The sequence below is a fragment of the Roseofilum capinflatum BLCC-M114 genome (assembly GCF_030068505.1).
Taxonomy (GTDB): Bacteria; Cyanobacteriota; Cyanobacteriia; order Cyanobacteriales; family Desertifilaceae; genus Roseofilum; species Roseofilum capinflatum.
Window position 1 is genome coordinate 20711 of record NZ_JAQOSO010000120.1, and the last position, 19418, is coordinate 40128.

21 protein-coding genes are annotated in these 19418 nt (G+C 44.7%); 8 read left to right on the plus strand and 13 right to left on the minus strand.

Features of this window, described 5'->3' with window-relative positions:
- Positions 1–36 precede the first annotated feature (36 nt).
- The 3 genes from PMG25_RS23930 (at position 37) to PMG25_RS23940 (ending at position 1368) form a co-directional block, all read left to right on the plus strand.
- Positions 37–645, plus strand: a complete 609-nt coding sequence (locus PMG25_RS23930) for an exopolysaccharide biosynthesis protein (protein WP_283769402.1) — start codon at positions 37–39, stop codon at positions 643–645.
- A 94-nt stretch (positions 646–739) separates the two neighbouring features.
- The gene (locus PMG25_RS23935; protein ID WP_283769403.1) at positions 740–985 is read left to right on the plus strand and encodes a type II toxin-antitoxin system Phd/YefM family antitoxin; all 246 of its coding nucleotides are present in this window, start codon (positions 740–742) and stop codon (positions 983–985) included.
- Positions 982–1368, plus strand: a complete 387-nt coding sequence (locus PMG25_RS23940) for a type II toxin-antitoxin system VapC family toxin (protein WP_283769404.1) — start codon at positions 982–984, stop codon at positions 1366–1368. The genes PMG25_RS23935 and PMG25_RS23940 overlap by 4 nt, the downstream gene beginning before the upstream one ends.
- Before the next feature lie 44 nt (positions 1369–1412).
- On the opposite strand, the gene PMG25_RS23945 is transcribed toward PMG25_RS23940, so the two are convergent.
- Positions 1413–1544, minus strand: coding sequence for a hypothetical protein (locus tag PMG25_RS23945; RefSeq protein WP_283769405.1), 132 nt, complete (start codon positions 1542–1544; stop codon positions 1413–1415).
- Positions 1545–1698: 154 nt separating this feature from the next.
- On the opposite strand from PMG25_RS23945, the gene PMG25_RS23950 reads away from it, so the two are divergent.
- Positions 1699–2412, plus strand: a complete 714-nt coding sequence (locus PMG25_RS23950) for a COP23 domain-containing protein (RefSeq protein WP_283769406.1) — start codon at positions 1699–1701, stop codon at positions 2410–2412.
- A gap of 9 nt (positions 2413–2421) precedes the next feature.
- Complete coding sequence (locus PMG25_RS23955) at positions 2422–3741, plus strand: recombinase family protein (RefSeq protein WP_283769407.1); 1320 nt, start codon at positions 2422–2424, stop codon at positions 3739–3741.
- Between the two features lie 108 nt (positions 3742–3849).
- Here PMG25_RS23955 and PMG25_RS23960 read toward each other — a convergent pair whose 3' ends face one another.
- Positions 3850–4722, minus strand: coding sequence for a carbohydrate ABC transporter permease (locus PMG25_RS23960; protein ID WP_283769408.1), 873 nt, complete (start codon positions 4720–4722; stop codon positions 3850–3852).
- A gap of 3 nt (positions 4723–4725) precedes the next feature.
- Positions 4726–5286 carry a type III secretion system chaperone family protein gene (locus tag PMG25_RS23965; RefSeq protein WP_283769409.1) on the minus strand — a complete coding sequence of 187 codons (561 nt, stop codon included), beginning with the start codon at positions 5284–5286 and terminating at the stop codon, positions 4726–4728.
- 71 nt (positions 5287–5357) lie between these two features.
- On the opposite strand from PMG25_RS23965, the gene PMG25_RS23970 reads away from it, so the two are divergent.
- A complete protein-coding gene (locus PMG25_RS23970) occupies positions 5358–5747 on the plus strand; it encodes a metal-sensing transcriptional repressor (RefSeq protein WP_347178937.1) in 390 nt (129 codons plus the stop codon).
- A gap of 103 nt (positions 5748–5850) precedes the next feature.
- Here PMG25_RS23970 and aroQ read toward each other — a convergent pair whose 3' ends face one another.
- From aroQ to PMG25_RS23985, 3 genes are all read right to left on the minus strand, one after another.
- Positions 5851–6303 carry a type II 3-dehydroquinate dehydratase gene (gene aroQ / locus PMG25_RS23975; RefSeq protein ID WP_283769411.1) on the minus strand — a complete coding sequence of 151 codons (453 nt, stop codon included), beginning with the start codon at positions 6301–6303 and terminating at the stop codon, positions 5851–5853.
- A gap of 29 nt (positions 6304–6332) precedes the next feature.
- On the minus strand, positions 6333–6470 hold the full coding sequence (locus tag PMG25_RS23980) for a hypothetical protein (protein WP_283769412.1): 138 nt from the start codon (positions 6468–6470) through the stop codon (positions 6333–6335).
- Positions 6471–6607: 137 nt separating this feature from the next.
- Positions 6608–7861 carry a competence/damage-inducible protein A gene (locus tag PMG25_RS23985; RefSeq protein ID WP_283769413.1) on the minus strand — a complete coding sequence of 418 codons (1254 nt, stop codon included), beginning with the start codon at positions 7859–7861 and terminating at the stop codon, positions 6608–6610.
- 78 nt (positions 7862–7939) lie between these two features.
- Between PMG25_RS23985 and PMG25_RS24595 the strand changes: the two genes are divergently transcribed.
- Positions 7940–8158, plus strand: a complete 219-nt coding sequence (locus tag PMG25_RS24595) for a YgiT-type zinc finger protein (protein ID WP_347178935.1) — start codon at positions 7940–7942, stop codon at positions 8156–8158.
- Positions 8159–8444: 286 nt separating this feature from the next.
- On the opposite strand, the gene PMG25_RS23990 is transcribed toward PMG25_RS24595, so the two are convergent.
- The 5 genes from PMG25_RS23990 to PMG25_RS24010 form a co-directional block, all read right to left on the minus strand.
- Positions 8445–9632 carry a hypothetical protein gene (locus tag PMG25_RS23990; protein WP_283769414.1) on the minus strand — a complete coding sequence of 396 codons (1188 nt, stop codon included), beginning with the start codon at positions 9630–9632 and terminating at the stop codon, positions 8445–8447.
- Between the two features lie 130 nt (positions 9633–9762).
- A complete protein-coding gene (locus PMG25_RS23995; RefSeq protein ID WP_283769415.1) occupies positions 9763–11319 on the minus strand; it encodes an Eco57I restriction-modification methylase domain-containing protein in 1557 nt (518 codons plus the stop codon).
- 2 nt (positions 11320–11321) lie between these two features.
- Positions 11322–12281: a XamI family restriction endonuclease gene (locus tag PMG25_RS24000; protein WP_283769416.1), complete on the minus strand. Its 960-nt coding sequence runs from the start codon at positions 12279–12281 to the stop codon at positions 11322–11324.
- Between the two features lie 44 nt (positions 12282–12325).
- Positions 12326–12736, minus strand: coding sequence for a nuclease-related domain-containing protein (locus PMG25_RS24005; protein WP_283769417.1), 411 nt, complete (start codon positions 12734–12736; stop codon positions 12326–12328).
- A 246-nt stretch (positions 12737–12982) separates the two neighbouring features.
- A complete protein-coding gene (locus tag PMG25_RS24010; RefSeq protein WP_283769414.1) occupies positions 12983–14170 on the minus strand; it encodes a hypothetical protein in 1188 nt (395 codons plus the stop codon).
- 672 nt (positions 14171–14842) lie between these two features.
- Here PMG25_RS24010 and PMG25_RS24015 point away from each other — a divergent pair.
- A complete protein-coding gene (locus tag PMG25_RS24015) occupies positions 14843–16000 on the plus strand; it encodes a ferrochelatase (protein ID WP_347178938.1) in 1158 nt (385 codons plus the stop codon).
- A 657-nt stretch (positions 16001–16657) separates the two neighbouring features.
- Here the strand turns inward: PMG25_RS24015 and PMG25_RS24020 are convergent.
- Positions 16658–17119: a GNAT family N-acetyltransferase gene (locus tag PMG25_RS24020; RefSeq protein ID WP_283769419.1), complete on the minus strand. Its 462-nt coding sequence runs from the start codon at positions 17117–17119 to the stop codon at positions 16658–16660.
- 10 nt (positions 17120–17129) lie between these two features.
- Positions 17130–19112, minus strand: a complete 1983-nt coding sequence (uvrB, locus tag PMG25_RS24025) for an excinuclease ABC subunit UvrB (protein WP_283769420.1) — start codon at positions 19110–19112, stop codon at positions 17130–17132.
- Between the last annotated feature and the right edge of the window lie 306 nt (positions 19113–19418).

The window sequence follows — 19418 nt, forward strand, 5'->3', positions numbered from 1 at the left end:
TGATCTAAACTCCACCCTTTACTCTGTTCCCCGTTTATGGCTCAACTTTCGGTCGAATTTAAACGTTATTTTTGGCAAGAAAACCGCTCTTCTGAGGTGACTTTAGCAGAAATGCTGGAACTGGCAGGAGAGCGGGTTTTTGGTTTTTTGTTTGTGTTGTTGTCTTTGCCATCTGCCTTACCCATCCCTGCACCGGGGTATTCGATTCCGTTTGGGATTGTGATGTTTTTACTGGCAATACAGCTTATTTGGGGCGCGAAGCAGCCTTGGTTTCCGAAACGAGTTTTGCATGGAAAAATGCCGCTCAACAAGGTTCAAGGGGTTCTAGATGCGGGGATTCCCTGGCTTCAGAAGATTGAGGGGTTAACTAAACCTCGCCTGAGTGCGGTGTGTACGAGTTTACCGGGTCGAGTGGTGTTGGGAGTGGCGATCGCCCTGATGTCGATGTCGATGATGATTCCGATTCCCGGAACGAATACTTTACCGGCGATCGCCATTTTTGTCATCGGCTTTGGCTTATCTGAGGATGACGGCTTTATCAGTTTAGCCGGACTCGGACTGTCTCTAGCCGGAGCAACGGTTTCCGTGGGGATTATTTTCTTTGGCGTGAGTATTTTAAGTTGGCTGAAAGATCTGGTTTTTTAGGAAAATGGCGATCGCACTGTGGCATCCATTGAAAATGAGATATAATCGATCTTCATCTATGCTACCATCAGGGTGACTTTAACTAAAAAATGCTATGATTACCCTCAATATAAATGATATTCAACAAAATTTATCAGAATTTATCAAGTTAATTGAAGAAGGGAACCAGTTAATCATAACTCAAGCCGATCGCCCAATTGCTGAAATCAAACCAATATCAACCAATCCATCTCAAAAAGAGCCTCGTCCTATTGGTTTGTGCGAAGGTGAATTTGTTGTACCCGATGATTTCAACGATCCCCTTCCTGACGAGATTGTTGACTTATTTTACAATACATGAAAATTCTCTTAGACACTCATATATTTCTGTGGTTGATTACGAATAACCGCCGACTAGATGAGAGATTTCGTAACGGAATTAGCAATCCAGATAACCAAGTTTACCTCAGCGTCGTTTCCGTATGGGAAGCAATGGTTAAATATCAACTCGGAAAATTGCCTCTACCAGAATCGCCGGAGATTTACCTTCCTAAACAACGCGAACAACACCAGATTGCCAGTTTATCAATTCGCGAAACAACGGTAGCTCAATTAGCGAAGTTACCTCCTTTACACAAAGACCCATTCGATCGCCTTTTACTTTGTCAATCATTAGAACGCGATCTGAGGATTATGACCGAAGATACAGCCATCATTTCTTATCCCCTGGCTAATATTTTTTAGCGAAAACGAAACTATAGCATAATATTATTGCCTTGTTGAATAGACTAAGTTCGCGATCGCAGCGCATCTTCAAATTCTCGCATTGCCACACTCGAACCCATTTCCCAGCCGCGCTCAATATACACCGGAATCAGAGCGTTCAGATCGCGATCGCGAAACCAGCGACTGTTTGACACTTCTTGATAACCGTCCGGACTAAAGTGATAAATCTGATTTTTTAGGAAACTGGCGATTTATATGGTAATTCTAAATGATCCAAAATCAGGAACCTAAGAGCGATCGCCTCTCGTCATTACTGAGTTAAGTTGTTATTCAAATACGCTTCAAATTATGAAACCTTATCTGAGCTTACTTCTAAGTTTTACAGCCCTGGCCGTGACCTCTCCGAGTCTGGCCCAAACCTGGCCCCATAATTTTCCTGTGGATACTCGGCCAGCTCCCTCGGAACCCTCTTCTACTGCTCCTACTGAAGGTATTCCAGTAGAAACTAAACCCCGGTTTACCTGCGAAACCCAGCAGGGACAGCCGACGGTAATGTATCACCCCAGTAGCCAACCCAGTCAAGCCTATGCTTGGGCAACTCCCATCGAACTCGGAGGAGGATGGACACCGGAGCGTCGCTGTGCAGAAATTAGCAGACGACTGGAATTTTATCGGGCCGATGGCCTGCTGGAATTGCAAACCGGTTTTGAAAATGGTTATGATACGGTTTGTGTAACCACCCGTGCAGACTCTCGTTGTCGCATTGTGCTGACGGTTCCTCCCGGACGCGATCCAGGGTTAATTCGCGATCGCGTGTTTCAGAATTTGGCGATCGCCGACAGCGGCCAAAGCACCCTCCCCGTTACCACCTTTACCGAAGGACGCAACACCCGCAACTGGTTAGATCTACTCGGCCAAGTCACCAACCGCGATCTATCGGGACTGAACCGCATTCCCAACCCCCAACCCCCAACTCCCCAACCGCGCACCTTATCCAACGGCATCGATCTCCGGCCCTTTCTCGATCCGGCTGATGGGGGTACTGGGCAACATCTGCGTTAAAATTCCCCTATGAAAATCTTCGCCTATGTTTGGTGTGACCCCATCCTCGAATCTCCCCCCGATCCAACCATTTGGGGGTGGGAAGTCGATCGCATCTACCAAGATTTAGGGGACAGAGCGCAACTCAACACCCTCTTTCAAGACCTGGAAAAGGAGGAAGAAACCGAGGAGCTTTATCTCCTGATTCGGCGACTTGAAGAACTCGGTGATACCCTAGAAACCATGGCCCATGCGCTTTTGCGCTTAGAGTCGCGGAACGTCAAAGTGATTGCACTCCAGGGAGAAGAGCAGGGTATAGGGGAAGATAGAGGCGATCGCGCCCAAATTCTGCAACTCTTTAATCATCTTCAAACCTATTATCGCAGCCTCCGCATCCGCCAAGGCCATGCTCAAAACCGTCTGCAAGCCAAACCCCCACCCGGAAAAGCCCCCTACGGCTATAAACGCAGCAAAAATAGCTATATCCTAGACCGCAGTTACGCCCCCGTTGTTAAAGACTTTTTTGACCATTTTCTCCTCTATGGTTCAGTACGTGCCGCCGTTCGTTACCTCAATCAAAAATATCGCAAAAAAATCTCCGTCTCCACCGGAAAACGATGGCTCACTAATCCCGTTTATCGCGGAGATACTGCCTTTAAAAACGGCGAAATTCTCGCCAATACCCATCCCCCCATTCTCTCACGAGAAGAAGCCGCCCAAATCGATCGCCTCCTGCGTCGCAATCGTCGCCTCCCCCCCCGCTCTGCCAGCGCTCCGCGATCGCTCGCAGGCTTAGTTTCCTGTCAAAATTGCCAATCCGGGATGAAAATCACCCGCGTCACCCGTCATCGTCAACCCGGTGAATACCTGTATCTACGCCCCATCCACTGTTCCCGCACCCCTAAATGTAAAAGCTTGCGCTACCAACAAGTTTTAGACGCAACTATCACCAAAATCTGCCAAGATTTACAGCAAGCCATATCTGGACTCACCCTACCGGATCTCGATGAAATTAAATCACAACTTCAGCAAAAAATCAAGCAAAATCAACAGATCTTAAACCAACTTCCTGACCTGAAAGAAAGGCAAATTCTAGATCCACAAACGGCAGATCTTCGTGCTTACAAACTCCGCACAGAACTCTCTCAACTCCAAGCCCGTTTAGCTGAACTGCCTCCAGTTAATTTAGCCTCAGTCGCCCAAGCTGTTTCTATTCCCCAATTTTGGCTCGATCTCTCGGAATCAGAACGGCGATTTTACTTGCGCGAATTTATCCAGCAAATTCAAATTATCCGCTCTTTTGAAACTTCTCCCCCCAATTGGTCACTAAAATTAGTCTTTATCTTCTAATTTCTTTCTCTCCTCATTACAGCAGTTTTCGCTGCTATGGGGGACATTTGAATCGCCCTCAATCTGCCCTTACACAACACTCAGAGGGACTTTCTTACTCATTACTCATTACTCCTTACTCCTTACTCCTCCTAACTTCAAATTTACAATCGACAAGCCCATAATCACTAAAAAGAGAACTAAACCAATCGTGCAAGCATAACTAATTTCTAACTTCTGAAACGCCTGTTCATAAACATAATAAACCAAAGTCTTAGAGCTATTTCTCGGCCCTCCTTGGGTCATAATATACACCTCTTCAAACACTTTGGTGGCGGAAATTGCAGAAATAACGGCCACTAAAAATAAATAAGGTTTCATCAAGGGTAGGGTAATATCCCAATGCTTAATGATGCCATCTGAACCATCAATTGCTGCTGCTTCGTAGAGTTCCTGGGGAATACCTTGTAGTCCAGCTAAATAGATAACCATGTAATAGCCCAGCCCTTTCCATATGGTAACCACCATAACGCTATAAATCGCCCATTGGGGACTGGTTAACCAGGGAATAGTAGGCAGATGCAAATAGGTTAACGTTTGGTTGAATAAGCCATTTTCAGCATAGAGCCATCGCCAGGCAATTCCGGCAACGACCATGGAAATAATGACAGGGGTATAGAAAGCGGCTCTAAAACCACTGATCCCTTTAATTTTTCGATTGACTAAAATGGCTAATCCTAGGGGAAGAATGACCAGTAAAGGGACAACACAGAGGAGATAAAGCAGGGTATTACTGAGGGTTTGCCAAAACAGGCGATCGCTCCCTAGTCGCTGGAAGTTTTTTAACCCGATCCATTGGGTTTGCTGGCCGATCAAATCATAGTTAAATAAACTGAGATAAATGGCTTGCAAAGCGGGCCAAAACACAGTTAAACTTAAAATGGATAGGGCAGGAAGCAAAAATAAATAGGGAGTTAAAACCCTCCAGCGCGTTGCATTCATCTGTTATACCTCTGGCCAGAGTCGCTCTAGTTGCTGTTTCCAAGCGGCTAAAACTTGCTCCCGTTGTTGGGCATTTTGCGATAATTCTCCCATCATCCCTTCTTCATAAAATCGATGCAGGGTTTGTAAAGTCCCTTCTAGGGTTTGTCCTTGGGCTTTGGAGACTTCCACAATCATCCGTAACTGCCGATCTAATTGGGCCTTAAAATAAGGGGTTAAACCTTCTTCTTGCAAGCGAGTTAACCGCCCGATCGCCTCTGCAAAAGGTTCTGGTTTTAAGCTCTCTAATGGGTGGCGATAAACGACCCATATCACCCCTTGATGGATAGCATAGCGAGTTTCTTGGGTGAACTCAAAATTGGACTCTAATAGGTCTTGAAAAAAGGGTTTTGCTTCTTCAACTGGAGCCATCGGTGCTAACCCCATGACCCAGGATTCATCGTCGGAGAGCAGTATCAATAATCGTAAATTTTCCCGATCGATTTTCCAGGAGCCTGGACTGACTTCAGAGATCTGGTCAGCAAATAGTTCATCTAACACATGATTAATATCTTCAGGAGTCATAACCCTAAATTTGTTCTACAATTAACATAATGCTCAAAGTAATCACGGCTGGCAATATTGACCTTCATCTAATGACCCACTCTCCATCTCCTAATCCTCCTGAATCTTTACCCCATCATCACCATCCCCATGAACCCCATACCTTACACCCCCACGTTCATAGTGAAGAGTCCCTACGGCAAATTGTCAATCAGCTCTCGCGGATTGAGGGCCATGTGAGGGGAATTAAGGGTATGGTACAACAAAGTACCCCCTGTCCTGATGTGTTGATCCAATTGGCAGCAGTCCGGGGGGCGATCGATCGCGTTTCTCGAATTATTTTAGATGAACATTTAACCGAATGTATTGGTCGAGCGGCTCGTGAGGGGAATATTGAGGAAGAGCTGGATCAACTCAAGGCGGCTCTCGATCGCTTTTTGCCCTTGGCTAAGAAGAAGCCGAAGCCCAAGAAAGGGAGTTAATTAAACAGAATCATCGTAGGGTGGGCAGGAGGATCAGCTATTATTTCGAGAACTCTAAGCCCTGCTCACCTTACCCATTTTTTGGCAAATAAAGAGCTAAAAGCTATGGGTGAATAGCTTTTAGCTGAAGATGAGAGACTAGGGCTTGTAACCCTAAACGATAGCTTTCTGGGCCGAAACCGCTAATTTGACCAACAACCACCGGTGCTAAATAGGAGTGGTGGCGGAAGGGTTCGCGACGATAAATGTTGCTGAGGTGAACCTCGACGGTAGGAATAGAAACGGCGGCGATCGCATCTCTGAGGGCTACACTGGTATGAGTATAGGCTCCGGCATTAATGATAATGCCTTGATAGCGATCGACCGCCTGGTGTATGGTATCGATCAATTCTCCCTCATGATTGGATTGAAAGGGGGTTACCTCCGCTTGAAGGATTTTGCCATCCTCTTTCAATTGTTGGTTAATCTGGGCTAGAGTCGTCGAACCATAGATTCCTGGTTCTCGCAGCCCCAACAGATTGAGATTAGGGCCGTGCAATACCAAAACGTTCAACAAGTTTTCAGATCCTCAGTTGATAGAACACTTTAGCGTCTCTTTTCGCGGTCATTGACGGGAATGGGAATCGGCTCAGGTTCAGGCTGGACATCTGGCCCTAAGAGGGCTTCAATCAGTTTACGAGCCAATTCTTTGATCTTTTCCCAGATTTCGTCGATATAGTCCATTCAGTATGAAGCTCCTTTCGCTGAACTTTGACCCAGTATATTGACACTGGGTTAGTCAATCAAAGGCTTAATCCTTTCTTCGATCATAACGAATGATCGCAGATGAGCAACCTTTGTAGCTCTGAGTTTTCAAAAGTTTAAGATTTCAGCAAGTGTTGGCGGAGATGATCCAAAGCCCAGGATTGACTGAAATCGCGTAGGATGGAGCGATCTAAGATACTGGCTAACTGTTGGCGATAACTTTTCACTTCCCCGTTGGGTGAGGCTAATCCGATGTAAACTAAGCCGACGGGCTTTTCGGGTGTGCCACCACCGGGGCCGGCAATGCCGGTGATACTGAGGGCCCAATCGGTGTTTAATTTCTGTTGAATACCCTGTGCCATTTGTTCGGCGACGCGATCGCTCACTGCTCCATAGGCTTCTAAATCGTCTGGATTCACCCCTAACAGGCTCTCCTTGACCTGATTCTCATAGGCAATGACTCCCCCCCTAAAATAGGCAGAACTGCCCGGCACGGCGGTAATAGCCGCCCCTAAACCGCCTCCGGTGCAAGATTCGGCGACGGCTAAGGTTTGTCCCGCCTCTAGCAATAGTTTGCCCACTACATCGGCTAAGGTTTGGTCATTGACTCCGAAGCAGTATTCTCCAACCATGGCTCGAATATGTTCTTCTACGGGATTAATCAGGGCTTGGGCTTCGGGTTCAGACCTGACACGGGTGGAAATTCGCAACTTCACCAACCCTTTACCCGCATAAGGGGCGACTGTAGGGTTTTTATAGTCAAAGACTTCGGGGATTTTTTCCACTAGGGCAGATTCCCCAATGCCCCAAAACTTGAGGGTGCGGCTATAAATCATGGTTTCGCCCCATCCCTGCTGTTTGAGGTAGGGAACGGCTGTTTCTTTCCACATGCGATGCATTTCGCTGGGAACTCCAGGAAAGGTCATGAGGGTTAAATGGGGGCGCGGATGCCAGATAATGCCCGGAGCGGTTCCACTGGGGTTGGGTAAAATCATGGCTCCTTCTGGGCTGAGGGCTTGTTTGCGGTTGCTGGGGTTCATGGTGCGCCCCCGTTGGGCATATTTGGCTTCAATGTCGGCGATCACTTCCGGGCGCTCAATTAAGGGGGTTTCAAAGAAGGAGGCAATGGTTTCACAGGTGAGGTCATCGGGAGTGGGGCCGAGTCCTCCGGTAAAGAGTATGATTTCTGACTTGCGATCCAGGGCAGTGGCGATCGCCTGTTTCAGACGCTCCACATTATCCCCCACCACGGTTTGATAGTAGTGGGGAATCCCTAACTGGGCCAATTCTTGGGCTAAAAACTGGGCATTCCGATTAAGAATATCTCCGAGGAGCAACTCTGTGCCCACACAAATAATTTCGGCTGACATACACGCACGCACTAGGTTAGATAATGATTAATTTTATCATTTCAATGAATGAATCGATTACCAAAACAGGAGATCGTGATGTTTAAATGCCATGTTTGCAGTTCAGAACAATATCACTCTGAGCTAATTAGTGAATTTTTTCAGATTGACGGTAAGTTTTATCTAGTAGAACAAATTCCAGTCAAGGTTTGTTCTCGGTGTGGTGAAGAAAGTTTTAATCGAGAAACAACGGAGAGAATTAGAGTGATGCTCCACGGTGAAGCTAAACCGATTAAATCTATTTCAGTTGAAGTATAGTTGATTCAATTAACAGTGAGACACCAACGAGTAGGGTGGGCAGTGCCCACCTTACACATTGACTTACATAATGTCTCATTTTTATTTAAATTGACTATATTTGCTTATCAAGAAGCACTCTAGACCTTTTCTGGGATAGATTTTAGCAGCAATAGAAGTAGTGTCGTGACCGCACTAAAATAGGGCATTAGCGTAGGGTGGGTTAGGCGGCTAAAACTTAGACTCTGACAGCAATCTATCAATCCGCCGTAACCCACCATTTTAGGGTTGTCACCACACGACTCAACTAAAGGGCATCACACCATTGGGTTTGAATTGACTCAATACACTCCTCTAAATACTTGGTGTCGAGCCATCCCACATACCCGGCAAACCGGCATATATTTTGACGGTCAAAGAGATAAATATGGTGAACTTTGGCCACATTTACCACATGGAATAAAACACCACTCCCATCGGATAAGGTGAGCTGAAGTTTAGGTTCATCGTTAATGTGTAGTTTCAGTTTATTCTCAGTCATTCCTTTAACGGTCTTTAATTCATCAATCACCCAATGCAGATAGGTTTGATCTAAAACACTCTGTATAGTCTTCTCTTGAATATGGGCAAAAATAAGTTCGGCAACCCTAGGAGACTGAAAATATCCTTTATGAGATTTACGGGCATCTAAAGCCATGGATGCCATATCTTGACCTAAAGAGCGTGCAGCCATGGCAACCATATTAATATCGGTCTCAACGTAAATATCTTGGACTTTTAAGTTATCTGTTGGCGTTAACTCGAAACTCGATTTTAAAGGATAGGCAATTAAATCAGAAGAAGCGATGAGATTGAGCCATTTTAGACCTGAATTCCCCTGTTTTTTGGAAAAGTCTTTCACCGATTGAGGGTTGACGGCTAACATAGTATTTAAGAAGAGAATCGGCGATCCCATGGTCGTAATGGTTTTCAGGTTGACCATTCTTCGAGTGGGATTTTCTGATAGATGACGGATGATTCTGCGGATGGTATGGGCTGGATCATTGTTGGCAAACCGGTCAGAAAATAAAATATCCCATAAGATGACTGTGCCTAGGGAATGGCAAATGATGTGCAGATCATCTTCTGTGGGATTCTCTTTGAGAAAATCAATGAGTTGCTGGGCTAGGGTTTTGCGAATTTGTAACCCACGTTTGGGATTCAGATAGGTAAATAAATCTCCGGCAAATTGGGAGAGAAGGTCTTCTCTAAAACTGCGATAGCGCAGAGAGTCCTTAATCTCAATTTGAGGATTTTCGCGTTTCAGAGTTTGTAAATCTTGATCGATATAATTCCAAACTTTTTGCATATCGCTGAGGGCATTTCCCCAAAAGCTGGCATAAAAGATGGGGGCAGGTTGGTTTAATTTTTGGCTGAGTTGTTTGAGGGACTTTTTGAGTGCATCAGCGTATTGAATATTCCGCGTGGCGACACCATGAATAAAGAAAATCAGCATAGGAACTCGATAGACCTGTACTCACAGTATTTAAGTATACTCATTCTAGTCCCAACCTGCAAGATTTTTACTGGCGATCGCCTATCCCTGCGTCGGGAGTGTCTTTTTCACTCAACTTAGAAGCCCTTAATCAGATCAAACTTTCCTTACCCTTAGAAACGTTCTCCAGAATAACGCCAATTTCTATTGCAGTAACACTAGCCAGTTCTTTGGGTTCTATTTTGTGCATACCACCACCATATACACGCCCTTCATTAAGCATGACTTTACTTGCGATCTGATTCAAGGCTTTAAGCAAGCTTTTACTCAGCTCCGGGTTTTGATCAATTTCTTTTCTCAAACTTGGCTGGGGATAAAGGATTAAGTAGGAATTTGCAACAATTGCTTTGGAACGATTCAGGATAAAACGAAATGTTTTTTTACTTTGTTTATCAGAACGCCCAATATATGTGAAATAAAAAAGGCTTTCAGTCCTGCTTTCTTGGGAATACCAAATTTTACGACTTTTGCACAAATATCTTTCAGATACACCAGACTGAATGCCTTGATTAAGGTATATGTATAGTGGAGGGTAAAGCCGTTTAACTTCATCAATAGGAAGGTTACAGTTTAATACAAACAAAGGGTTTTTAATGTCAGGAAAACCTTTTTTATCTGCCTTGACTTCAGTGGTATCTAAGTAGCGAGGACTGGGCAAGATTGGCCGGAACTGTTCAAGCGGCAAACCATGGATTTCAATTTGTTCGCGTGTGAGGATAAAAAATTTATTGTCACCTGTCGCAATACCACGCTTCACAGTAAAAAAATCGCCTAACTTTGGTGCATTGGTTTCTTCACGTTCCTTAAATAGTGGAAAGCGTGTCCATTTCTTTTCTGTTGCTAAAATCTCAAGGGGAACATTTTTTTCATCAGCAGGGTTATCAAGGGTTCCACCATAGGTAAACTTTACCTCGTGAGTTTTAGGGGGCTTTTTGTTCTTAAACCAAACAATCGCTGATGAAACAAGAGCATCATCAAATTGAACTTCATTAGGGTCAAATCGATGAATCTGGAGCAAAGTCACTTTATTCAGCAGATAATCTTTAATCGCTTGACCATAATTTACATCCATGAATTCACTGGGAATTAACCAACCAGCAATTCCATTTTTTTTCATCCACGAGTGTGAAAGCACTATGAAATAGCAATAAAGACCAGACAATCCGGATAACTTTATATTTGCAACTGACAAAACTTCCGCTTGTAATCGTTTCTTTTGTCCATTAATATGATGGTGACGAACATATGGCGGATTGCAGACGATCAAATTGTATTTTTCAGCTTCATCAGGTGGCTTTTGTTTTGTAAAGTCTGCTAATTGGTAATTGAGTTTGGTTTTTGACCAAAACTCACATGCAGGTTTTCCATAGTGTTCGTCAATTTCGTAACCAGTTGAAAGTTCAATCTGTTTTGAAGGGAATACAGTGTTTAATGCACTGTACAATGAACCTGTACCAAAAGCCGGATCGAGAAAGCGAACTTTACTGTATTTCGGCATAATTTTCTTTGCATGAGTCAGCATATCCTTAGCAAGGGTAATAGGTGTTGAAAACTGCCCCATAGCATTTCGTTCCTCTTGCGTTTTCAAGCTATCCAGTTTAGCTTGTAATACCTGACGCTCACTTTCAAGTTGATCAAAAATTTTCATTGTTACAAACCCAAAGATGCCATGTCGTCAATTCGGTGTTCCCATACCCAATCAATACCTTCAGCCGCTTCATAGCCAAGATAACCTGAATCAAAATAACCGCACAAAAATAAGTTAAAGGAAATTTTTTCACCATAAGTTTTGCGAAGTTGTTGTATTTTGACAGCCTCTTCCTTTCGCCGTTTATTTGTGTTCGTAAAATCACCAGCAGACTTTGCTTCAAATAGTTCTGGAAAATCCCCCTTTTGAGCATCTTTACGCATGATAACGGCATCAACAGGTATATTGACCTGTTTGCCACCAGCCAGTATTACAGGGATGTTGAAGCGAAATGAAAACGTACCTTTCGGCATCGAAAGGAAATCTTCTGCTTCACCAGGTTCAATTTCACGATAACCACGGGCTTCAAGCCACTGTTTAATGGCAGCCAATTGGCGCTGTTCTTGAGCATTTCTAATGATTGGGTCAACGACTGAACCACAGAGACGGTCAGCAATGATGGTTGACGCACGGTAAATTTCTTCTTTCGTACCTTTATCGCCACGTTCCTTCCACACAAAAATATCAGGGTCAGCCATTTTTGTGATAATCTGCCCGATCATTTCAAGCTGTTCTGTTAATTGAGGTTGCTTCATCTTCGGGGAAACACGGTTGTTAAGTTCCATATTCTTCACCAAGTTAGAAGATATACCCGCTAGACCCACAAGCCGATCGCGTGCAATTGGTGGACAAGTCGTCATACGAAGCATTGCCAATACAGAAGGATGCTTCTGAAGAGTTTCAGGGCGAATGTTAGTCAAGTTTTCAGTCCATTGAAGAGCTTGTTCAACCTGCTTTGTGGTTTCAAGGCGAGTGTCCCTAAATGCCTTGGGTGCAAAAGTCATAAACCAGTAATTGTAAAAATCAATTGACTGGGCAACGTCAGATTTCCACAAGTCTACTTTATCTCGATTAACTGCCACGATCCTCTACTTTCCGATTTCTTATACTTTTATAGCATTCGCTTTTAAATACCGTTAACACAACTTCTTTGAGGTTGGATAGCTATTCCCTCGATAGCGATAGCACTGTAGGAGCCTTTCCAGTTCTTGACCTCAATGATGAAGATGCCACCAGGCCCAATGAGGAGGATATCAATTTCGGTTGGTTTGCCTGAAGTTCCGGGGATGATTGCGTTTTGGAACATTCCCCAGGTATTAGGTAGTTTTGCTAATCTTGTTGAGATTTGGCTTTCCCCCATGAAGCCTTTGAGATCCTTACCAAACTGTTGGAATTCATAGAATGTCTCTCCGATCATGCCAAAGAATCCGTTACCCATAGCCTCTCTGACTGTTTCGCGGCGCTGGTCTACTTTGCGATCGACTTCCCTTTTGAAGGCGGCTTTCAGTTCTGGGGAGTTTTGTCGATAGACTATCATATCTTTACCCTGGTGGTTGGTGGTTGGTTATTATTTTACACCTTCGCAGACATGAATGTGCGGTAGTTAGTAATGTAATTAGTACCCTGTGCTTGCGCTAACGAACCCTACTGGACTGTTTCAGCTAAAATAGGACAATAGGTTTTCTGGAGTGCGAGCGTCTCGCTCGCTAGGGAACATAACAGCGAGCAAGATGCTCGCACTCCTCTATTGCCTCATTGTTCGTGCGGTCACCACACGACTCAACTAAAGGGCATCACACCATTGGGTTTGAATTGACTCAATACACTCCTCTAAATACTTGGTGTCGAGCCATCCCACATACCCGGCAAACCGGCATATATTTTGACGGTCAAAGAGATAAATATGGTGAACTTTGGCCACATTTACCACATGGAATAAAACACCACTCCCATCGGATAAGGTGAGCTGAAGTTTAGGTTCATCGTTAATGTGTAGTTTCAGTTTATTCTCAGTCATTCCTTTAACGGTCTTTAATTCATCAATCACCCAATGCAGATAGGTTTGATCTAAAACACTCTGTATAGTCTTCTCTTGAATATGGGCAAAAATAAGTTCGGCAACCCTAGGAGACTGAAAATATCCTTTATGAGATTTACGGGCATCTAAAGCCATGGATGCCATATCTTGACCTAAAGAGCGTGCAGCCATGGCAACCATATTAATATCGGTCTCAACGTAAATATCTTGGACTTTTAAGTTATCTGTTGGCGTTAACTCGAAACTCGATTTTAAAGGATAGGCAATTAAATCAGAAGAAGCGATGAGATTGAGCCATTTTAGACCTGAATTCCCCTGTTTTTTGGAAAAGTCTTTCACCGATTGAGGGTTGACGGCTAACATAGTATTTAAGAAGAGAATCGGCGATCCCATGGTCGTAATGGTTTTCAGGTTGACCATTCTTCGAGTGGGATTTTCTGATAGATGACGGATGATTCTGCGGATGGTATGGGCTGGATCATTGTTGGCAAACCGGTCAGAAAATAAAATATCCCATAAGATGACTGTGCCTAGGGAATGGCAAATGATGTGCAGATCATCTTCTGTGGGATTCTCTTTGAGAAAATCAATGAGTTGCTGGGCTAGGGTTTTGCGAATTTGTAACCCACGTTTGGGATTCAGATAGGTAAATAAATCTCCGGCAAATTGGGAGAGAAGGTCTTCTCTAAAACTGCGATAGCGCAGAGAGTCCTTAATCTCAATTTGAGGATTTTCGCGTTTCAGAGTTTGTAAATCTTGATCGATATAATTCCAAACTTTTTGCATATCGCTGAGGGCATTTCCCCAAAAGCTGGCATAAAAGATGGGGGCAGGTTGGTTTAATTTTTGGCTGAGTTGTTTGAGGGACTTTTTGAGTGCATCAGCGTATTGAATATTCCGCGTGGCGACACCATGAATAAAGAAAATCAGCATAGGAACTCGATAGACCTGTACTCACAGTATTTAAGTATACAGATTATAGTCCCAAAATACAAGATTTCTACTCATCAGATTTACTGGGTACTGATGACCATTACATGCATCTCAGCGATCGCCTAAAGTCCTATAGTTATGTGGTTGGTGAGGGGGTTGCGAGCTGTCAAGGCAGGGTTAGAAAAGCTGAGTGACAACTAGGGGATTTTGATGAAGTGATAATTTAGTGGTGTTCACTTCAGAGAAGGAGCTTTGACAGATAGCGATCGCCAGGGTAACGATCAGTGCTTCAATGATCATTGAGAGTTTCTTCGATTGCATGGCTTCCACCTCACTCCGTGTAAAATTACATCAGCATAGATCACCCTTTTGTTGCTAGATGTGTAGCTCCTATCATTAGAATATCCAAAATTTTCCCAATATTCCTCCAGGAAATTACTATATTTTTATCATTATTTTATGTTCAAGATTTATTCGTGTTCCTCCAGGTTGTCCGTAATTCTCCGATCGGCTACTCATCTTTATAAAAGATTTAGCTTTGCGCTAAAATCTGACCATTGCAGTTTGCACGAGAAGGCTCAACACTCTACTGTCTCCTGTTTCTGCTTCAATCCCCCCTAGGGGGATGTTACCCTAGGAGAATCCGATTTGAAACCCACTGAGGAAACTACCGTGGTTGCAACTCCAGAAAAATACTCAGAACAACAATCTGTTGGCGATCGCCAAGCGCCTCGCGTCGCGGTTCTGCTAATGGGCTATGGTGAAGTAGAAAGTTATGACGACTTTGCCAACTATAACGAACAAGCCCTAAATCTTCTCACCGCTAAGTTTGCGCCGGTTCCCACTTGGATCTATCCCCCCTTAGCCAAACTCTTAGCGATGTTCGATCTCCATGAATGGAGTCATCAGCATGGCAACTTCATTTCCCCCCACAATGCCATCTTCGAGCGTCAACGAGCCGGAATTGAGCAACACCTCCAGGAAAAATGGGGCGATCGCATTAAAGTGTTTAAAGCCTTTAACTTTTGCGCTCCCTTTCTTCCCGCTCAAGTCCTAGAGCAAATTCAAGCAGAAGGGTTTGATAAACTGCTTATTTATCCCCTGTTGGTCGTTGACTCTATTTTCACCAGTGGCATCGCCGTCGAGCAAGTCAACCAAGCTCTCGCGAAAGATGAGGGGAGCCAACATTGGGTCACAGGAGAGCGCTATATTCCCTCCTTTTACAACGAACCCGACTATATCAACCTGATGGCGCAATTGGTTGAGGAAAAAATCGCCCAGAAATTACGCGATCGCATTTTACCCTCCCAAATTGGCATCGTTTTAATGAATCATGGTTGTCCTCACAAAGCCAAAGGCTTCACCTCTGGCATTACCGAGAGCCAAACCCTCTATGAATTAGTGCGGGAAAAACTCATTTACAAATATCCCCTAATTTCCGTGGGTTGGCTCAACCACGATACCCCTCTGATTGAATGGACTCAGCCCAATGCACAACTAGCAGCAGAAAACCTGATTCAGTTAGGTGCAAAGGCCGTGATCTTTATGCCCATTGGTTTCGTCACCGAAAACCACGAAACCCTACTCGATGTCGAGCATATTATTGAAGCCTTGCAGCGTCAATACTCCGATATCAACTATATTCAAATGGAGTGCGCCAACGATCATCCAGAATTCCTGCATATGGCGGCCCATTGGGCAGATTCTCACATCGAAGATTTACTCTCAGAAGAAGCCTTAGCCGTGAATACCCAACTGGGTGTTGAGCATCATCACCACCACCATCATCATCACGATCACGATCATGGCCATCATCACCATCATCATTAATTACAGCTAGGCAATAGGCAATAGGCAATAGCTTGTAGTGCTTAGGGTCTAAGGCTTCAAGCTGTACTTCATAGAAGAGAGAAACGCTATATAGCAAACCTAAATGAGTTATGTAATGGCTGCCCCTCATCCCCCAGCCCCGAGAAGGGGAGCAGAAGTCCCTCTCCCGTGGGAGAGGGATATAGGGAGAGGGCATTTCCAGTTGCACAACTCATTGAGACTAGCTATATACCCCTCTTCTGTCACTTTCTAAAAAAGGGGCTTCAAACCCTTATTCTTTCGTTAGCGATCGCGGGCTGTAACAACGGAAATTCGTTAGAATTTCCAAGAGTGACAGAAGAGGGATACAGCGCTTCGCGCTGTTATGGTGTACAGTCTTAAAGGCTCAAAGCCATGTACCACAACCCTATTCCCTATTCCCTATTCCCTATTCCCTAGCGCGAAGCGCTATATCAAGTCCGGTGAATGGGAAAAGACAAGCGGGCAAGATGCCCGCACTCCTGGAATCCCTTGATCTTACTGGAGTGGGAGCGTCTCGCTCCCTAGACTTTTAATTAGGGTGTTTCCGCTTCGCGGACATGAATAACCGGACTTGATATTACCCATGACCTATTACCTATTACCCATTACCGCGCGAAGCGCTATATTTTTTTCTAATTAATACTCAAAATCGACCAAATCGCGCTCAAATTTTACCCCTTTGCGCTCAACCACTTCTGTATCATAAACCTGAAAGCCAAACTTCTTAAATAGACCCAGACTAAACCGACTCGCTTCAGCATATAGTCGTTTAATGTTCTGATTTTTCCCATACTCTAATATGGCATTCATTAAAGCAGTACCAATGCCTTGATGCAGACAATCATGGCGCACATAGAGTGAGGCAATATGACCATCCAATCCAATGCCAGCAAACCCTAAAATCTCTGCCTCATTGACTGCGACAAATGTGGTGACATCGAGGATAAACTTACGGAAATGGCGCTTATTTAAGGCAAAGGAAGCCCAGATTTGTGTTTGCTCTATGGTATAGTAACTGAGTCCGTGAGTCTGAACGGTTTGATAGTATAGCTCTGCAAGTTGGGGTAAGTCGGATTCATTCGCCACTCGAATATTCATGATGAAACTGTTAATTCTCCTGCCGTTGTAAGGATTTTATGCGATCGCGCAATTGAGCCGCTTTTTCAAACTCCAAATTCTGAGCAGCCCGTTTCATCTCGGTTTCGAGTTGCTCAATGAGTTCCGGAAGGTCTTCTAAGGGGACTGGTTCTGGGCTGGGGTCTACCCCCTGGGCATTCAGGCGACGAGAGATATCTAGGAACGCCAGGATACTGTTGTCGGCGGATTTTTTGATCGGTTTGGGGGTAATGCCATGGAGCCGGTTGTAGGCCATTTGAATGCCGCGCCGACGTTCGGTTTCGGCGATCGCCTTTTCCATGCTGTCCGTCAGGCGATCGGCGTATAAAATCGCTTGTCCATTTACGTGACGCGCTGCCCGACCAATGGTTTGAATCAAGGAACGATAGGCGCGTAAAAAGCCTTCTTTATCCGCATCTAAAATCGCCACTAGGGAGACTTCGGGTAAATCTAAGCCTTCTCGTAATAAATTGACCCCAATCAAAACATCAAATTTCCCCTCGCGCAAGTCCTGTAAAATCTCAATCCGCTCAATGGATTGAATCTCCGAATGCAGATAGCGGACTTGGATCTCTCGCTCCTCTAAATAAGTCGTTAAATCTTCCGCCATCCGTTTGGTTAAGGTGGTGACTAACACCCGTTCTTTGCGCTTGACACGCTGTTTGATTTCAGCGAGTAGATCGTCAATTTGTCCTTCAGTGGGACGAACCAAAACTTCTGGGTCGATCACTCCCGTGGGGCGAATTACTTGCTCAATAATGCGGTCTTCCGATACTTCTAATTCCCAATCTCCGGGAGTCGCCGAAACAAACACGCATTGATTGACTTTTTGCCAAAACTCTTCGGCTTTTAAGGGGCGATTATCGGCAGCGCTGGGGAGACGAAAGCCATGATCGATTAACACGGTTTTGCGAGCGCGATCGCCGTTATACATGGCTCGAATTTGGGGAACCGTCACATGGGATTCATCTATGACTAAGAGCCAATCTTCGGGGAAATAATCGACTAAACATTCGGGGGGTTCTCCCGGTTGGCGATTGGCTAAATAGCGGGAATAGTTTTCCACTCCATTACAATAGCCGACTTCCTGTAATAACTCCATATCGTAACGGGTGCGCTGATCTAAGCGTTGGGCTTCGACTAATTTTCCGGCGTTTTCTAGGGCTTCCACGCGCTCTTTTAATTCGAGCCTAATTTGTTCGCAAGCCATTTCCACTTGTTCCTTGGGGGTGACGAAGTGACGAGCGGGATAAATATTCAGATTATTGCAGGATTCTAAAGCATTTCCGGTGGTTGGATCGATATAATAGATGCGATCGATTTCATCGCCAAAAAACTCAACTCGAATAATTCGGTCTTCATAGGCTGGAGCAATTTCTAGGATATCCCCTTTTACGCGAAAGTTTCCGCGACTGAGTTGGGTATCATTGCGGGTATATTGAATCGTTGCTAAGTCCCGCAGGAGTTGCCGTTGATCGATTTCTTGGCCAATTTCTAGAGAAATAGCTGCGTTGAGATATTCGGCTGGCATTCCCAACCCATAAATGCAGCTAATGGAAGCGACAACAATTACATATCGATGCTCAAATAAAGAGCGAGTTGCCGAATGGCGCAGCATGTCGATTTCTTCGTTGATGGCGGCGCTTTTTTCAATGTAGGTATCGCTGAGGGGAAGATAAGCTTCTGGTTGATAATAGTCGTAATAACTGATAAAATACTCTACAGGATTGTGGGGGAAAAACTGGCGCAATTCATGGCAAAGTTGGGCCGCTAGGGTTTTGTTGTGGGCCAAAACCAATGTCGATTTACCGATCTGGGCGATCGCCTGGGCAATGGTATAGGTTTTTCCTGTGCCCGTGGCCCCCAAAAGAGTTTGATAGGCATGTTGGCCCTTTAGGGTTTGGGTTAATTGGGCGATCGCCTCTGGCTGATCTCCCGTTGGCTCAAAAGGCGCATCTAGCTCAAATCCGTCCATCAACGATACCGATTAAGAAACCAAAACAACCCGCTTAATCTATAATTACATTTATTTACAGATTTTTGTGTTTTTGCACAATTTTTCGTACACTAGAGACAGTTTAAGCTTTTTTTAAAGTTTGTTAGGTCTATTATTTGCCCCTATATAGCAAACCTAAATGAGTTATGTAATGGCTGCCCCTCATCCCCCAACCCCTTCTCCCGCAGGCGCTGCCCTGCTTGCCCTGAGCGAAGTCGAAGGGAGCGAAGTCGAAGGGAGAAGGGGAGCAGAAGTCCCTCTCCCGTGGGAGAGGGATTTTCCGCC

Excerpts from the sequence above, each read along its gene's own strand:
- PMG25_RS23930 (WP_283769402.1), top strand. The coding sequence starts at position 37 with ATGGCTCAACTTTCGGTCGAATTTAAACGTTATTTTTGGCAAGAAAAC.
- PMG25_RS23935 (WP_283769403.1), top strand. The coding sequence starts at position 740 with ATGATTACCCTCAATATAAATGATATTCAACAAAATTTATCAGAATTT.
- PMG25_RS23940 (WP_283769404.1), top strand. The coding sequence starts at position 982 with ATGAAAATTCTCTTAGACACTCATATATTTCTGTGGTTGATTACGAAT.
- PMG25_RS23950 (WP_283769406.1), top strand. The coding sequence starts at position 1,699 with ATGAAACCTTATCTGAGCTTACTTCTAAGTTTTACAGCCCTGGCCGTG.
- PMG25_RS23955 (WP_283769407.1), top strand. The coding sequence starts at position 2,422 with ATGAAAATCTTCGCCTATGTTTGGTGTGACCCCATCCTCGAATCTCCC.
- PMG25_RS23960 (WP_283769408.1), bottom strand. The coding sequence starts at position 4,722 with ATGAATGCAACGCGCTGGAGGGTTTTAACTCCCTATTTATTTTTGCTT.
- PMG25_RS23965 (WP_283769409.1), bottom strand. The coding sequence starts at position 5,286 with ATGACTCCTGAAGATATTAATCATGTGTTAGATGAACTATTTGCTGAC.
- PMG25_RS23970 (WP_347178937.1), top strand. The coding sequence starts at position 5,358 with ATGACCCACTCTCCATCTCCTAATCCTCCTGAATCTTTACCCCATCAT.
- PMG25_RS23980 (WP_283769412.1), bottom strand. The coding sequence starts at position 6,470 with ATGGACTATATCGACGAAATCTGGGAAAAGATCAAAGAATTGGCTCGT.
- PMG25_RS23985 (WP_283769413.1), bottom strand. The coding sequence starts at position 7,861 with ATGTCAGCCGAAATTATTTGTGTGGGCACAGAGTTGCTCCTCGGAGAT.
- PMG25_RS24595 (WP_347178935.1), top strand. The coding sequence starts at position 7,940 with ATGTTTAAATGCCATGTTTGCAGTTCAGAACAATATCACTCTGAGCTA.
- PMG25_RS23990 (WP_283769414.1), bottom strand. The coding sequence starts at position 9,632 with ATGCTGATTTTCTTTATTCATGGTGTCGCCACGCGGAATATTCAATAC.
- PMG25_RS23995 (WP_283769415.1), bottom strand. The coding sequence starts at position 11,319 with ATGAAAATTTTTGATCAACTTGAAAGTGAGCGTCAGGTATTACAAGCT.
- PMG25_RS24005 (WP_283769417.1), bottom strand. The coding sequence starts at position 12,736 with ATGATAGTCTATCGACAAAACTCCCCAGAACTGAAAGCCGCCTTCAAA.
- PMG25_RS24010 (WP_283769414.1), bottom strand. The coding sequence starts at position 14,170 with ATGCTGATTTTCTTTATTCATGGTGTCGCCACGCGGAATATTCAATAC.
- PMG25_RS24020 (WP_283769419.1), bottom strand. The coding sequence starts at position 17,119 with ATGAATATTCGAGTGGCGAATGAATCCGACTTACCCCAACTTGCAGAG.
- uvrB (WP_283769420.1), bottom strand. The coding sequence starts at position 19,112 with ATGGACGGATTTGAGCTAGATGCGCCTTTTGAGCCAACGGGAGATCAG.